Genomic DNA, 13,604 nt, shown 5'->3' with positions numbered 1-13,604 from the left:
CTCAGGCGTCCCCGTAGGCCTCGCCGCCCAGCTCCAGTTCCGCCTCGCCCGCCGTCGCGTCGGCCAGCCAGCGGCGGAACTCCGCGACGTCGGCGTCCGGCAGCCCGATCTCGATGGTCACCGCCTCGGCGTAGCGGACCTCGCGCACGGTCCGTCCGGTGGCCCGCAGTTCGTTCTCCAGCCTGCCCGCCCGCTGGTGGTCCACGGTGACGGTGGCGAGCCGGAACCGCTGCCGGGTGAGCGTGCCGACCGCGTCGAGGGCCTCGCCGACCGCTCCCCCGTAGGCCCGGATCAGCCCGCCCGCGCCGAGTTTCACCCCGCCGAAGTAGCGGGTGACGACCGCGACGACGTACCGCATCTCGCGGCGGGTCAGCATCTGGAGCATGGGTACGCCGGCGGTGCCTCCCGGCTCGCCGTCGTCGCTCGCCTTCTGTACGGAGGCGTCGGCGCCGATCACGTACGCGAAGCAGTTGTGGGAGGCGGTCGGGTGTTCCCTGCGGACGCGGGCGACGAACTCCTGCGCCTCCTGTTCGGTGGCGGCGGGGGCGAGCGCGCAGAGGAAACGCGATCGGCTGATCTCGGTCTCGTGCACGCCCGCTCGGGCGACTGTCCGGTACTGCTCCTGCATCCGGCCAGCCTATGCGCAGGTACGGGAATGGTCCGGGGCGGCCGTCCGTTGTGCGATCATGTACGCAGACACGGAGACGATCCGCAGAATCCTGACCGGGACGGGCGATACCTGGGCGGTGGTGGGGCTCTCCGACAACCGCTCCCGCGCGGCCTACGGCGTGGCCGAGGTCCTTCAGCGCTTCGGGAAGCGGGTGGTCCCGGTGCATCCCAAGGCGGAGCGGGTGCACGGCGAGGACGGCTACGCCTCACTGGCCGACATCCCGTTCCCGGTCGATGTGGTGGACGTCTTCGTCAACAGCGAACTGGCCGGCGCGGTGGCCGACGAGGCCGTCTCGATCGGCGCCTCCGCGGTCTGGTTCCAGCTCGGGGTGATCGACGAGCAGGCCTGCGAACGTACCCGGGCGGCCGGGCTCGACATGGTCATGGACCGGTGCCCCGCCATCGAGATCCCCGCGCTGGGTCGCTGAGGGGAGCCCCGGGGTTGCCCGTCGGCCGTGTGTGCGGGGTGTCACACTCCGCTTCCGGCTGGAACAATGGCCCGCTGTGAGTACTGCTCCTGCCCTCGGTGTCCTGAGCGCTTCCCACACCCGTGCCCGGCTGGCCGGACAGCTGGTCCGGCTCGGCGTGGAGCGGGGCGGCGTCCTGATGGTGCATGCCTCGCTGCGTGCGGTGGGAGCGGTGGACGGCGGGGTCCGCGCCGTGGCCGACGCCCTGCGGGATGTGCTGGGAGCGCAGGGCACGCTGGTCGTCCCGGCCTTCACTCCGGAGAACTCCGACACCTCCCCGCACTACCGCGCCCGGGTCCGCGGTCTCTGCGACCGGGACCGGGCCGCCGTGCGGGCGGCCATGCCCGCGTTCGATCCCGCCGGCACGGCCGCCCCGTCGATGGGCCGGCTGGCAGAGACGGTGCGCCGGTCCCCGGGCTCCGTACGCAGCGCCCATCCGCAGACGTCGTTCGCGGCCGCGGGCCCGCTGGCCGGCCATGTGGTGGCCGGTCACCGCCCCGACTGCCATCTCGGCGAGGACTCCCCGCTGGCCCGGCTGTACGAGCTGCGGGCGCAGGTCCTGCTGCTGGGGACCGGCTTCGGCTCCTGCACCGCGTTCCATCTCGCCGAGTACCGCGTCCCGTCCCCGCCCTTGCGCACCTACCGCTGCGTGGTGCGTGACGGCGGCGGGCGGCGGTGGTGGGAGTACGCGGACGTGGCCCTGGACGACAGTGATTTCGCGGCCCTGGGTGCGGACTTCGAGCGGTCGGGCCGGCCCCCGGCCGTCGCCTCCGGCCCGGTCGGCTCGGCCCCGAGCCGTCTGTTCCGCTTCCCCGAGGCGGTCGGCTTCGCCACCCGGTGGCTGCCCGCGCACCGTCACGGCGGCGCGGGCGACCGCTTCAGCCCGTGATGCCGAGACCTTCGACCACGACCGCTCCCGGGAGCGCCGCCAGCGCCTTGCCCGGCATGATCAGTTTGCCCCGGCGGCTGCCGCTCCCGATCAGGACCCATTCCTGGTCCACGACGGCGGGATCGATCAACAGGGGCCAGCTGTCCGGGAGTCCGACGGGGGTGATGCCGCCGTACTCCATGCCCGTGTCACCGACCGCCGTCTCCATCGGGGCGAACCGCGCCTTGCGGACGCCGAGGTGTTTGCGGACGGCCCCGTTCACATCGACGCGGGAGTGGGACAGCACCAGACAGGCCGCCAGGGTGACGTCTCCCGCGCGCTTTCCCGCCACGACGACGCAGTTGGCCGACCGGCTCAGCAGATCGGCCCCGTGGTGCTCGACGAAGGCCGCCGTGTCGGCGATCTCCGGGTCCGTGTCGACGTGGATGATCTGCTCGGCGGGAAAACCGCCCCAGCCCTCCCGGACCGCTGCCGCCACCGGTGCGGTGAGCAGTTCGAGGCGTTCGGCAGCGGGACGGGCGTCCTCGAAGGAGCCGAATGGTGCGCGCATGTGCGCCACGCTAACAGCCCCACGCTCCGGCCCGGTTGGGCATCTCATCTGACGGGCGGGATGGACACGGCCATGGTGAGTTCGACGGGCGCGGAGCCCTCGTTCCGGTAGCTGTGGGGATGGTGCGCCTCGAAGGTGGCGGAGGCGCCGGCGGGCACGGTGTACGAGGTTCCGTCGACGACCAGGGTGAGATCGCCCGCGGTGACGTGGAGCAGTTCGACGGTGCCCTCGGGATGCGGGTCGGAGGCGCTGCCGTCGCCGGGGGCCAGCCGCCAGGACCAGAGTTCCAGCGGGCCCCGTGCCTCGGTGCCGACCAGCAGGGTCGTGGAGCTTCCCGCCTCCGTGGACCACATGCGGACCGCCTGGCCGGCGGGCACCAGGCGGACCGGGGAGCCCTGGTCGTAGTCGAGCAGCGTGGTGATGCTGACGCCCAGCGCGTCGGCGAGCTTCACCGTGGTGCCGACACTCGGGTTCGTGCGTGCCTGCTCGATCTGGATGATCATGCCGCGACTGACCCCGGCACGGGTGGCCAGAGCGTCCAGGGTGAAGCCCCGCTCCCCGCGCCAGCGCTTGAGATTGCGCGCGAGGGACTGGGTCAGCCGGTCGAGATCAGTCACATTCCGTCCAATATTTTGGATGACAGGGTCAAAAATACTGCACTACGGTGTGGTGTACCCAACCGTTCACCGCACTGTACTGCGAGGCCCCCGCATGACCGCACTGTTCGCCCTCGCCACCAGTCTGCTGTGGGGTCTGGCCGACTTCGGCGGCGGGCTGCTGACCCGGCGCATGCCCGCCCTCACGGTCGTGGTCGTCTCGCAGACCGCCGCGGCGGCCGTGCTCGCCGTGATCGTGACCGTGACGGGAGCCTGGAGCGAGGCGAGTGGGCAGCTCTGGTTCGCCGTCGCGGCCGGCGCGGTGGGGCCGGTCGCGATGCTGAGCTTCTACAAGGCCCTGGCGCTCGGGCCGATGGGCGTGGTGTCCCCGCTCGGTTCGCTGGGGGTCGCCGTGCCGGTGAGCGTCGGGCTGATCGCGGGCGAGCGTCCTGGGCTGCTGCAGTTCGCCGGGGTCGCCGTCGCGGTGGTGGGCATCGTGCTGGCGGGCGGGCCGCAGCTGCGGGGCGCCCCCGTGCAGCGCCGGGCGGTGCTGCTGACCCTGGTGGCGGCGTTCGGCTTCGGGGCCGTGATGTCCCTGATCGCACACGCGTCCACCACCGTCACCGGCCTCTTCCTGGCCCTCTTCGTGCAGCGCGTCACCAACATCGCGGTGGGCGGCACGGCACTGTACGTCTCGGTGCGCCGCGGGGCCCGTGCGCTTCCGGAGGCGGGCGGGACCGCTGCGGTGCGGGCCGCACTGCCCGCCCTGGCGCTCGTGGGTCTCGCGGACGTCGCGGCCAACGGGACGTACTCGATCGCCGCCCAGCACGGGCCGGTCACCGTCGCCGCCGTGCTGGCCTCGCTCTACCCGGTGGTCACGGCCCTGTCCGCGCGCGGCTTCCTGGGGGAACGGCTGCGCGGCGTGCAGGCGGCGGGCGCCGGACTCGCACTCGTGGGCACGGTGCTGCTCGCGACCGGGTGACGGGAGCGGGCGGCCCCGGCTCCGGCGGTCAGCTCTCGTCGAGTTCCGCGACGGCCAGCAGCTGTTCGGGGGTCACACCCTCCGGGATCGGCACCGGGGCCGGGGTGCGCAGGGGCGGCTGCCAGCCCTTCTCCGGGTCCCAGCTGCGTACGACGCGGGCCGGGGCGCCGGCCACCACCGCGTGGTCGGGCACCTCCCCGCGTACCACCGCACCCGCCGCCACCACCACGTTGCGCCCGAGCCGGGCACCCGGGAGGATCACCGCTCCGGTGCCGATCCAGCAGCCGGGGCCGATGGCGACCGGCTCCATCCGCGGCCACTGCCGGCCGACCGGCTGCTGGGGATCGTCGTAGCTGTGGTTGGTCGAGGTGATGTAGACGTACGGCCCGCAGTACGTGTCCGAGCCGATCGTCACCGTGGTGTCGGCCACCACATGGCTGCCGCGGCCGAGCACCACCCCGTCGCCCAGGGTCAGTATCGGTTCGGTGCCCAGGTCCAGATCGGGCATGAGGCCTGCCGTGAGGGTGACCTGTTCGCCGATGATGCAGTGGTTGCCGAGCTCGATCCACCGCTCCCCGAAGACCGTGCCCTGCGGGAAGGCGAGCCGGGTGCCCTCGCCGATCCGGCCGAACCGCAGGCCGCCGGGGTGCGCGGGCGTGACCGCACCCGTCTCCCGCACCCAGCGCCAGCAGCGGTGGACGGCCCCCGACAGGGCGCGCCGCCGCCAGGCGGTCAGGGAGGAGACCGTGTCTCTGTTCTTCGGCACTCGCACACGGTAGTCGGCACGCCCGGGGCCGGTATCCGCGCCGGCCTGTGATCTTCACCCCACCGGGACCCGGACCCGGGTGCCCGTCGCATACCGTTTCCCGGCGGGACCGGGACAGCCGCGGCCGGAACGGCCGGGGCCCACACGCACCGGAGCACGGAGGAACGCGCGATGGCAGAACAGGCGTTGATCACCGCGATGGGCGGCAAGGAACCGGACATCGACGCGTCCGCGTTCACCGCACCGACGTCGGTCGTGATCGGCGAGGTCACCATGGCGGCCGGGTCCAGCGTCTGGTACCACGCCGTACTGCGCGCGGACTGCGGTCCCATCGTGATCGGCGCCGGTTCCAACATCCAGGACAACTGCAGCGTCCATGTCGATCCCGGATTCCCCGTCACGGTCGGCGAGCGCGTCTCGGTCGGGCACAACGCGGTGCTCCACGGCTGCACCGTCGAGGACGACGTCCTGATCGGCATGGGGGCCACCGTCCTGAACGGTGCGCACATCGGCACCGGTTCGCTGATCGCCGCCCAGGCCCTGGTCCCGCAGGGGATGCGGGTGCCGCCGGGTTCGCTGGTCGCGGGCGTGCCCGCCAAGGTCAAGCGGCAGCTGACCCAGGAGGAGCTGGACGGCGTGAAGTTCAACGCGGTCGGCTATGTGGAGCTGGCCAAGGCGCACCGCGAGGCGTTCGAGGACTGAGTACGGAGGCCGGACGCGGAGGATCCCGGCCGCCCGGCCGGGATCCGTACGGGTCAGTCGGCCGCCGGTACGGTCCCCGGCTCGGGCGTGGAGTCCACCGTGGAGCGCGCGGCCGCCTTCTTGGTCCGGTTCTTGAGGACCAGCATCGAGGTGAGCCCGATCAGGACCGCGATCGCCAGTCCCAGGTACGAGAACCGCTTGAGCCAGTCCTCGGCCACGACACCCACCGAGTAGATGACGGCCGTGGTGCCGCCCGCCCAGGCGATCCCGCCGAGCACGTTGGCGGTCAGGAACTTCCAGTACGGCATGTGCAGGACGCCCGCGAGCGGTCCGGCGAAGATGCGCAGGAGTGCGACGAAGCGGCCGAAGAAGACCGCCCACATGCCCCACTTCTGGAACGAGCCCTCCGCCATGGCGATCTGGCTCTCACCGAAGTGCCGGGGGAACTTTCCGCCGAGCCAGGCGAGCAGCGGCCGTCCGCCCTTGCGGCCGATGGCGTAACCGATCGAGTCGCCGATCACCGCCCCGGCCGTGGCGCAGGCTCCCAGGATCCACGGGTTGATTCCGTCGTGTCCCGCGGCCAGCAGTGCCGCGCTGATCAGGACGATCTCGCCCGGCAACGGGATGCCGAGACTCTCCAGACCGATGACGACGCCCACCAGCAGGTAGACGCTGATCGCGGGGACGTTCTCCAGCCATTCCTGGATGTGCAACGCCGGTTCCTCCGTAGTGATGGCCTGTCGCCCGCCGGACAACTCCTCGGCGCACAGCGGGAAGCCTACCCGGCGCGCCGTCGGCGCGGACAGCGCGAAGGGCCGCCCCGCACCCCTGCCGGGTGGGCGGCGGCCCCCGCGGTGCGGGCCGGGCTCAGCCGTTCGGTCGCAGCGTCCAGACCACCGTCATCTCGCCGGTCACGGCGCCGTCCGCGCGCTGGATCTCGATGGTCACAGGGAACTCGGGGCGCTTGCCCTCGTCGAGTTCCGCGACGACGTCGGCCACCGGCCGGCCGAGGGTGGCGGTGGCGGTGACGTCGCCCATGGCGAGCTTCGTGTAGCCGATCTCGGCCTTCACGGCGAGCGGGACGGCACGCGTCAGCTGGTCCCCGAACGCGGCGATGACTATCGCACCGCTCGCCGATTCCGCCAGCGTGAACATCGCGCCGGCGTGCGGTCCGCCGACATGGTTGTGGAAGTCCGCCTGGTCCGGCAGACGGACCACCGCGCGTTCTGCGGTGGACTCCAGGAATTCGAGGTTGAGGGTCCGGACCATCGGAACCGTCGCGGCGACCATCTCGCCCGCGGTCATCTGTTCAGCGCTCATGGACTTGATGTTACTCACGGGTAGATAGGTTTGGCCATGCCTCCGCGACCACCCGGCCCACACCTGATCCCGTTCTTCACCGACCGCTCACGGGGGCGGCCGTAGCCGACCGGAGGACACACCTCTATCGTTACTCGCCATGTGGCCAGGACAGCAGCCGCCCGGGGGCGAGCAAAACCCGCAGGACCCGAACCAGAACCCGTACCAGCAGCCGGGGTACCAGCAGCCGAATCCCTACCAGCAGCCGGGATACCAACAGCCGGGCACACCCGAGCAGCAGCCCGGTTACGGCTACCCGCAGCAGGGTCAGCCGGGGCAGCAGCAGGGTCAGCCGGGCTACCCGCAGCCCAACCCGTACCAGCAGCCGACCGTTCCGCAGTACGGGGTGGCCGGTCCGCCCGGCGGGCCTCAGCCCGGCAACGGCAACAAGAAGCGGACGACGCTCGTCGCGGTCGTCGCGGCGGTCGCGGTCGTCGCCGCCGCCGTGGTCACGGGTGTCGTCGTGATGAACAAGGACGACGACAAGGACGGCAAGAACGTCGCCGACGACAAGAAGTCGTCCGCGCCCGCCAAGCCCTCCGAGTCCGCGTCGTCGGAGGAGAACCCGCGCGGTGTCGGCGATGACGCCAAGCCGCTCATCGCGGGCTGGAAGGTGGTGACCAACCCGAAGTGGGGCACCCAGTTCGACGTGCCCGGCGACTGGGAGGTCTCGCGCCCCGGCGTCTCCTCGTTCTTCGAGGACGACAAGAAGGGTGACGGCTCGCCGCTCATCGGCTTCTCCGCGCCCGCCGACCTCAAGAGCAAGTGGTGCGTCGACGACGCCGACCACGACGGCACCAAGGAGAACACCAGCCTGGCCGGTACCGGTACCCGGGGCGCCGAGGGTGCCACGGACGCCGATGTGAACGCCAGGAACGAGGCGGGCACCTGGGCGTGGGCGGCCTATGCCCAGCACATGCCGAAGAGCACCATCAAGATCAGCAAGCCGAAGCAGTACACCACCAAGGCGGGTCTGACCGGCAGCCTGGTCACCGCCACGGCGCCCAATGTCACCAAGAAGAAGAAGTGCGACAGCGACGGCAAGACCATCGCCTTCACCTTCAAGAACAGCAGCGGCGCCTTCTCCTCCTGGGTGCTGTATGGCGCCGCCGGTGTCCCCGACGAGCTGCCCGACGCGACGATCCAGAAGATTCTGAGCACGGTGCGCCTGGTGGAGATCTCCGAGCCCTGATGCTCCGCCGCAAAGCATTTGGCACCGCGGGGTCACTGCGGCGATAGTCCCTTGGTGACCGCCGCCGACCTCGCACCTCCCTCGGCCCGCCCCTCCCGGGCGGGCCGCAATTACCGGCTGCTGACCGCCGCCGCGATCATCACGGGCCTGGGCACCAACGGCGCGTTGATCGCGGCGGCGTTCGCGGTTCTGGAGTCGGGCGGCGACGCCGGCGACGTCGGGCTGGTGGCCGCCGCCAGGACCGCGCCGCTGGTGCTCTTCCTGCTGATCGGCGGGGCGGTCGCGGACCGGCTGCCGCGCCACCGGGTGATGGTCGCGGCGAACACCCTCAACTGCCTCTCGCAGGCCGCCTTCGCCTGGCTGGTCCTGGCCGGGGACCCCCGGCTGTGGCAGATGATGGTGCTCACCGCGCTCTGCGGTACCGGGCAGGCCTTCTTCGGCCCGGCCGCCGAGGGCATGCTGATGTCCACCGTCAGCAGCGAACAGGCGAGCCGGGCCTTCGCCCTCTTCCGGATGTCCGTGCAGGGCGCCGCCATCGGCGGAGCGGCGCTGGGCGGGGCCATGATCGCGGCGATGGACCCGGGCTGGGTGCTGGCGATCGACGCGGCCGCCTTCGCGGTGGCCGGCGCGCTGCGCTCCTTCCTCGACGTCAGCCACATCCCCTCCCGCGCGCCCGGTGGCGGTCTGCTCGCCGATCTCCGGGACGGCTGGCAGGAGTTCGTCGGCCGCACCTGGCTCTGGGCCGTCGTGGCGCAGTTCTCCGTGGTGGTCGCCGCGGTCGGGGCCGCCGAGGCGGTCTACGGGCCGCTGGTCGCCCGGGACCAGCTCGGCGGCGCCCGCCCCTGGGGCCTCGCGCTGGCCGCGTTCGGCGTCGGCACGGTGGGCGGGGCGGTGCTGATGATGCGGTGGAAGCCGCGGCGGCTGCTGCTGGCCGGGACGCTCTGCGTCTTCCCGCTGGCACTGCCCTCGGCGGGGCTCGCCGTGCCGCTGCCGGCGGCCGGGCTCTGCGCGGTGATGTTCGTCAGCGGGGCCGCCATCGAGGTGTTCGGCGTGTCCTGGATGACGGCCCTGCATCAGGAGATCCCGGAGGAGAAGCTGTCGCGGGTCTCGGCGTACGACTGGTTCGGCTCGGTGGCCATGGTGCCGCTCGCCACCGCGCTCGCCGGTCCGGTGGAGTCGCTGGTCGGGCGCAGTCAGGCACTGTGGGGCTGCGCCGCGCTGGTCGTCCTGGTCACCGGCGCGGTGCTGTTCGTGCCGGACGTCCGCAATCTGACGCGCCGGACCGCCGCCGAGGTGGTGGCCGGGAGTACGCCCGCGTCAGCCGATGCCGAAGGAGCCGTCGGGCGGCTCGGGTGAGTCGACCGCCTCGTCGTCACCGACCGGCCTGGCGCCCTTGACGAGCCCGGCCACGGCAGCGCCGTACTCGACGCGGGCCGCGAACGCGTCGGCGGCGCAACGGCGGATCAGCGCGGCCGTGTCGACGGGGGTGTGGGACGCGACGAGGACGACGTTGCCGAAGCGCCGGCCGCGCAGCACCGCCGGTTCGGCGATCACCGCGAGCTCCGCGAAGACGGACCCGAACGTGGCCAGCTGCGGGCGCAGGAAGTCGAAGGGCGCCCCGTCCGCGAGGTTGGCGGCGTAGACCCCGCCGGGCCTCAGTGCCCGCGCCGCGGCCCGCGCGTAGGGGACGGACGTCAGGTGGGCGGGCACCCGTGAGCCGCCGAAGACATCCGCGATCAGGACGTCCACGGAACCGGGTGCGGTCGCCTCCAGGTGCTCGCGGGCGTCCACGCCGTGCACGGTGATCCCGCTGCCGTCCGGCAGCGGCACGTACTCGGCGACGAGGTCGAGCAGCCCCCGGTCGGCCTCTGCGACGTCCTGCCGGGACCCGGGGCGGGTGGCCGCGACATAGCGGGGCAGGGTGAGGGCCCCGCCGCCGAGGTGCAGCACGTCGAGCGGTACGCCCGGTCCGGCGGCGCAGTCCACGACATGGCCGAGCCGTCTGGCGTACTCGAACTCCAGGTGTTCCGGTGCGTCCAGGTCGACGTACGACTGGGGTGACCCGTCGACCGTCAGCAGCCAGGCCCGCTCCCGGTCCACGTCGGGGAGCAGTCTGGCGGTGCCCCGGTCCACGTCGCGGACGACCGGTATCGACTCGTTCACTCCCCCATTGTGCGGGCCCGTCCGGCTGCCCATGACCACGGAGCACGGCCGGGTCCGCCTCCCGTGGGATTCGGGGGCGGACCCGGCCGCGCCGTTACGGCTCCGGGCTCAGAGCAGCCCGGTGACCGTGCCCGCGCCGATCGTGCGGCCGCCCTCGCGGATGGCGAAGCCGAGGCCGGTCTCCAGCGGTACGTCCCGGCCCAGCTCGACGGTCATGGTGACCGTCTCACCGGGGCGCGCCACCGCCGCCGCGCCGAGGTCGACGTCACCGACGACGTCCGCGGTGCGGATGTAGAACTGCGGCCGGTAGCCGGTGGCGACCGGGGTGGTCCGGCCGCCCTCCCGCCCCGACAGGACGTACACCTGCGCGGTGAAGCGCCGGCTCGGTGTCACGCTGCCCGGCGCGGCCACGACATGGCCGCGGCGGACCCGGTCGCGCTCGACCCCGCGCAGGAGCAGCGCGACGTTGTCGCCGGCCTCGGCGGACTCCATCGGCTTGCCGAAGGTCTCCAGACCGGTGACGACCGTCTCGGTGTCCGCGCCGAGCACCGCGACCCGGTCACCGACGCGGACGGTGCCGCGCTCCACCGCGCCGGTGACGACCGTGCCCCGGCCGGTGATGGTCAGGACGTTCTCCACCGGCAGCAGGAACGGCGCGTCGGTGTAGCGCACCGGCATCGGTACGTAGGTGTCGACGGCGTCGAGCAACGCCTCCACCGCCCCCGTCCAGCGCGGGTCGCCCTCCAGGGCACGCAGGCCCGACACCCGCACGACGGGCACGGTGTCGCCGCCGTACCCGTGCGCGGACAGCAGCTCGCGCACCTCCAGCTCGACCAGGTCGGCCAGCTCGGGGTCACCCGCGTCGGCCTTGTTCAGCGCGACGAGGATGTGGTCGACGCCCACCTGACGGGCGAGCAGCACGTGCTCGGCGGTCTGCGGCATGATCCCTTCGAGAGCGGACACGACGAGGATCGCCCCGTCGAGCTGGGCCGCGCCGGTGACCATGTTCTTGATGTAGTCGGCGTGACCGGGCATGTCGACGTGCGCGTAGTGGCGGGTGCCGGTCTCGTACTCGACGTGCGCGATGTTGATGGTGATGCCGCGCTGCGCCTCCTCCGGCGCCCGGTCGATGCGGTCGAACGGGACGAACGTGCCGGTGCCCCGGTCGCTGAGTACCTTGGTGATGGCGGCGGTCAGGGTGGTCTTGCCGTGGTCGACGTGGCCCATGGTGCCGATGTTGAGGTGCGGCTTGGTGCGCACGTATGCCGTCTTGGGCATGGCTCATTCCTTGGATTTCGAAGCTGCGAGAGAAGACCCCAGGGCCCCGCCGACCCTCCCCTTACGGGGTCCGCCGGACTGTCGGGGGAGGGTCAGCTTCGGGCGCCGCCGATGGGCGCCGCCGCAGCGGTGAACGCTGCTGCGACTGCTGCTGCCAGTGCTGTGGTGACGGCTGCTGCCGTGGTGACCGCGACGTTCGCGGCAGCCTTCGGCGCGTCCGCGACTGCGGACTGCGCTGCGAGGAAGGCGTACCGGAACATGCCTCGATCATGTCGGACGGCCGCGCGCCGGTCGAGCGATTTACGGCGGGCGGTACGGGAGTTGGCGGCGGCGCTCGCCGCCCGCCCCTCAGAGGTGCTTGGTGGCCTCTCGTACGGACAGCGGCGACAGCCGCCCCCGGGCGCCGTCGACGAAGTCGCGTACGGCCTCCGGGTCGGTCTTCGCGTACTCGCGCAGGGCCCAGCCGATCGCCTTGCGGATGAAGAAGTCCGGGTGGCCGGCCCGGCGCAGGCAGTACCCGAAGAGCCGTCCGGTGTCGGTGGCTTCCCTGTAGCGCAGCTGGTGCAGCAGCGCGGTGCGGACGATCCAGAGGTCGTCGTCCTCGATCCACGCGTCCATGTCCTGCCGGAGCGCCGGGTCCGCGGCCACCAGAGGACCCGCGACATGCGCCGCCAGCAGATCGACGGTGTCCCACCAGGGCACGGTGGAGACCAGATGGCGCAGGACCGGCAGGAATCCGGACGAGCAGCGCGCGGCGTGGCGGCGGAGGTAGTCGGCGGCGAAGTACTGGTACTCGCGCTCGGGCAGCTCCCAGCAGCGCAGCGCGATGGCGGCGCAGTCCGCCTCCCCGGGACGCGCGGTGCCTTCCAGGACGGTGCGGGACAGCTCCCGGCGCCGGGGGGTGGGAATGCCGAGGAACGGGGCGACGTCCTTCATGTACGCGGCGGCGGACCGGGCGCGCACGGGGTCGGCGGCCGTCGGATACAGCGCGGTGAGCCGCTCCAGCACGGTGTCGGCGAGCGTGCTGCCGGGGAGCCCGGGGGCGGCTTCGGGCGTATCGCGGGCGGTTTCGGCTCCGTCGCTCATAACGGTCACATTACGACGATCACACCTGGTGTCGGATACTCTCCCCGCATGCTCGACCCCGTCTCCGTCTCCCGGCCCGCGACCGGTCTCGCCGCGCGCTGCACGAGGGTGCTGTTCTCGCCCTGGTCCCGGCTCTCACTGCTCGTGGCGGTGCTGCTGGCCGCCGCGACGACGATGCTGCTCCTCGAACCCCAGCGGCTGCTCGCCTCCGGCTGGCCGGCCCACCTGAGCGGCGGGGCCGCCGCGGTCGTGCTCTTCGGCTTCGCGTACGGCGTGTCCACGGTGGCCTTCGTGCCGCGGCCGCTGCTCAACCTCGCCGCCGGGGCGCTGTTCGGCACGCAGGCCGGTCTGGCGGCGGCGCTGGCGGGCACGGTGCTGGGCGCGGGCATCTCGTTCGGGCTCGGCAGGGTGCTGGGACAGGATGCGCTCCGCACGCTGCTGCGCGGGCGCTGGATGCGTGCGGCGGACGGGCAGCTGAGCAGGCACGGATTCCGCTCGATGCTGGCGCTGCGGCTCTTCCCCGGCGTGCCCTTCGCCGCCGCGAACTACTGCGCCGCCGTGTCGCGCATGGGCTATCCCCCGTTCCTGGCGGCGACCGGGCTGGGCTCGATCCCCAACACGGCCGCGTACGTCGTGGCGGGCAGCGAGGCCTCGTCGCCGACGTCGCCCGCGTTCCTGGCCGCGATGGGGTTCATCGTGCTGACCGGTGTCGGCGCGGCCGTCGTCGCCTGGCGCAGGCGCCACCGGCTGGGTGCCGAGTGACGCGGGGGTACGGCCGGGGGTTGTCGTAATCCTGTTCACCCGGGGGCGATACGCTTCCCGCGACCGACAGACGGTCTCCGGGCCCCATGCGGCCCTGCCCTCACATGACCGCAATCCGCACGCTGCCGACGGCGCCCATGGCT

General features: G+C 72.5%; 17 protein-coding genes. 7 read left to right on the top strand and 10 right to left on the bottom strand.

The genetic code is table 11. The annotated features are described in order from the left end of the window. Position 1 precedes the first annotated feature (1 nt). Positions 2–628, bottom strand: coding sequence for a YigZ family protein (locus ACIO3R_RS24210; protein WP_385034891.1), 627 nt, complete (start codon positions 626–628; stop codon positions 2–4). Positions 629–686: 58 nt separating this feature from the next. On the opposite strand from ACIO3R_RS24210, the gene ACIO3R_RS24205 reads away from it, so the two are divergent. Then, on the top strand, positions 687–1,097 hold the full coding sequence (locus tag ACIO3R_RS24205) for a CoA-binding protein (RefSeq protein WP_385347191.1): 411 nt from the start codon (positions 687–689) through the stop codon (positions 1,095–1,097). 76 nt (positions 1,098–1,173) lie between these two features. Then, the gene (locus tag ACIO3R_RS24200; protein WP_385034895.1) at positions 1,174–2,025 is read left to right on the top strand and encodes an aminoglycoside N(3)-acetyltransferase; all 852 of its coding nucleotides are present in this window, start codon (positions 1,174–1,176) and stop codon (positions 2,023–2,025) included. Here ACIO3R_RS24200 and ACIO3R_RS24195 read toward each other — a convergent pair. Further along, the gene (locus tag ACIO3R_RS24195) at positions 2,015–2,575 is read right to left on the bottom strand and encodes a YbaK/EbsC family protein (RefSeq protein ID WP_402108583.1); all 561 of its coding nucleotides are present in this window, start codon (positions 2,573–2,575) and stop codon (positions 2,015–2,017) included. The genes ACIO3R_RS24200 and ACIO3R_RS24195 overlap by 11 nt on opposite strands. A 44-nt stretch (positions 2,576–2,619) precedes the next feature. Beyond that, positions 2,620–3,192 (bottom strand): helix-turn-helix domain-containing protein, encoded by a 573-nt coding sequence (locus ACIO3R_RS24190; RefSeq protein WP_385034900.1) that lies wholly within the window; start codon positions 3,190–3,192, stop codon positions 2,620–2,622. A gap of 94 nt (positions 3,193–3,286) precedes the next feature. On the opposite strand from ACIO3R_RS24190, the gene ACIO3R_RS24185 reads away from it, so the two are divergent. Continuing rightward, positions 3,287–4,153 carry an EamA family transporter gene (locus tag ACIO3R_RS24185; protein WP_402108581.1) on the top strand — a complete coding sequence of 289 codons (867 nt, stop codon included), beginning with the start codon at positions 3,287–3,289 and terminating at the stop codon, positions 4,151–4,153. A gap of 28 nt (positions 4,154–4,181) precedes the next feature. Here ACIO3R_RS24185 and ACIO3R_RS24180 read toward each other — a convergent pair whose 3' ends face one another. Then, positions 4,182–4,919: an acyltransferase gene (locus tag ACIO3R_RS24180; protein WP_385034903.1), complete on the bottom strand. Its 738-nt coding sequence runs from the start codon at positions 4,917–4,919 to the stop codon at positions 4,182–4,184. A gap of 171 nt (positions 4,920–5,090) precedes the next feature. On the opposite strand from ACIO3R_RS24180, the gene ACIO3R_RS24175 reads away from it, so the two are divergent. Then, the gene (locus ACIO3R_RS24175; RefSeq protein WP_385034905.1) at positions 5,091–5,621 is read left to right on the top strand and encodes a gamma carbonic anhydrase family protein; all 531 of its coding nucleotides are present in this window, start codon (positions 5,091–5,093) and stop codon (positions 5,619–5,621) included. A 53-nt stretch (positions 5,622–5,674) separates the two neighbouring features. Here the strand turns inward: ACIO3R_RS24175 and ACIO3R_RS24170 are convergent, their stop codons facing one another. Both ACIO3R_RS24170 and ACIO3R_RS24165 read right to left on the bottom strand, forming a co-directional pair. Further along, positions 5,675–6,334, bottom strand: a complete 660-nt coding sequence (locus ACIO3R_RS24170) for a DedA family protein (protein ID WP_385034907.1) — start codon at positions 6,332–6,334, stop codon at positions 5,675–5,677. A 154-nt stretch (positions 6,335–6,488) separates the two neighbouring features. After that, positions 6,489–6,926 (bottom strand): DUF4442 domain-containing protein, encoded by a 438-nt coding sequence (locus ACIO3R_RS24165; protein WP_402108872.1) that lies wholly within the window; start codon positions 6,924–6,926, stop codon positions 6,489–6,491. Between the two features lie 154 nt (positions 6,927–7,080). Here ACIO3R_RS24165 and ACIO3R_RS24160 point away from each other — a divergent pair, with 154 nt between their 5' ends. Both ACIO3R_RS24160 and ACIO3R_RS24155 read left to right on the top strand, forming a co-directional pair. Beyond that, a complete protein-coding gene (locus ACIO3R_RS24160) occupies positions 7,081–8,172 on the top strand; it encodes a hypothetical protein (RefSeq protein WP_402108578.1) in 1,092 nt (363 codons plus the stop codon). Between the two features lie 54 nt (positions 8,173–8,226). Then, positions 8,227–9,528 (top strand): MFS transporter, encoded by a 1,302-nt coding sequence (locus ACIO3R_RS24155; RefSeq protein ID WP_385034911.1) that lies wholly within the window; start codon positions 8,227–8,229, stop codon positions 9,526–9,528. Here the strand turns inward: ACIO3R_RS24155 and ACIO3R_RS24150 are convergent. The 4 genes from ACIO3R_RS24150 to ACIO3R_RS24135 form a co-directional block, all read right to left on the bottom strand. Next, the gene (locus ACIO3R_RS24150; protein ID WP_385034913.1) at positions 9,490–10,335 is read right to left on the bottom strand and encodes a spermidine synthase; all 846 of its coding nucleotides are present in this window, start codon (positions 10,333–10,335) and stop codon (positions 9,490–9,492) included. The two genes, ACIO3R_RS24155 and ACIO3R_RS24150, sit on opposite strands and share 39 nt — an antisense overlap. Before the next feature lie 108 nt (positions 10,336–10,443). Further along, a complete protein-coding gene (gene tuf / locus ACIO3R_RS24145) occupies positions 10,444–11,613 on the bottom strand; it encodes an elongation factor Tu (protein ID WP_402108576.1) in 1,170 nt (389 codons plus the stop codon). A gap of 92 nt (positions 11,614–11,705) precedes the next feature. Beyond that, positions 11,706–11,873 (bottom strand): hypothetical protein, encoded by a 168-nt coding sequence (locus ACIO3R_RS24140; protein WP_385034917.1) that lies wholly within the window; start codon positions 11,871–11,873, stop codon positions 11,706–11,708. Positions 11,874–11,961: 88 nt separating this feature from the next. Beyond that, the gene (locus ACIO3R_RS24135) at positions 11,962–12,699 is read right to left on the bottom strand and encodes a DNA alkylation repair protein (RefSeq protein WP_402108573.1); all 738 of its coding nucleotides are present in this window, start codon (positions 12,697–12,699) and stop codon (positions 11,962–11,964) included. Positions 12,700–12,747: 48 nt separating this feature from the next. Between ACIO3R_RS24135 and ACIO3R_RS24130 the strand changes: the two genes are divergently transcribed. After that, positions 12,748–13,461 (top strand): TVP38/TMEM64 family protein, encoded by a 714-nt coding sequence (locus ACIO3R_RS24130; protein WP_402108571.1) that lies wholly within the window; start codon positions 12,748–12,750, stop codon positions 13,459–13,461. Positions 13,462–13,604: the final 143 nt, after the last annotated feature.

Source organism: Streptomyces sp. NPDC087428, assembly GCF_044744085.1.
GTDB lineage: Bacteria > Actinomycetota > Actinomycetes > Streptomycetales > Streptomycetaceae > Streptomyces.
This window is presented reverse-complemented; position numbering and strand designations above follow the sequence as displayed.

Bases quoted from the DNA above. Each gene is read 5' to 3' on its own strand.
- ACIO3R_RS24210 (WP_385034891.1), bottom strand. From the start codon at position 628: ATGCAGGAGCAGTACCGGACAGTCGCCCGAGCGGGCGTGCACGAGACC.
- ACIO3R_RS24205 (WP_385347191.1), top strand. From the start codon at position 687: ATGTACGCAGACACGGAGACGATCCGCAGAATCCTGACCGGGACGGGC.
- ACIO3R_RS24195 (WP_402108583.1), bottom strand. From the start codon at position 2,575: ATGCGCGCACCATTCGGCTCCTTCGAGGACGCCCGTCCCGCTGCCGAA.
- ACIO3R_RS24185 (WP_402108581.1), top strand. From the start codon at position 3,287: ATGACCGCACTGTTCGCCCTCGCCACCAGTCTGCTGTGGGGTCTGGCC.
- ACIO3R_RS24175 (WP_385034905.1), top strand. From the start codon at position 5,091: ATGGCAGAACAGGCGTTGATCACCGCGATGGGCGGCAAGGAACCGGAC.
- ACIO3R_RS24165 (WP_402108872.1), bottom strand. From the start codon at position 6,926: ATGACCGCGGGCGAGATGGTCGCCGCGACGGTTCCGATGGTCCGGACC.
- ACIO3R_RS24160 (WP_402108578.1), top strand. From the start codon at position 7,081: ATGTGGCCAGGACAGCAGCCGCCCGGGGGCGAGCAAAACCCGCAGGAC.
- tuf (WP_402108576.1), bottom strand. From the start codon at position 11,613: ATGCCCAAGACGGCATACGTGCGCACCAAGCCGCACCTCAACATCGGC.
- ACIO3R_RS24140 (WP_385034917.1), bottom strand. From the start codon at position 11,873: ATGTTCCGGTACGCCTTCCTCGCAGCGCAGTCCGCAGTCGCGGACGCG.
- ACIO3R_RS24135 (WP_402108573.1), bottom strand. From the start codon at position 12,699: ATGAGCGACGGAGCCGAAACCGCCCGCGATACGCCCGAAGCCGCCCCC.
- ACIO3R_RS24130 (WP_402108571.1), top strand. From the start codon at position 12,748: ATGCTCGACCCCGTCTCCGTCTCCCGGCCCGCGACCGGTCTCGCCGCG.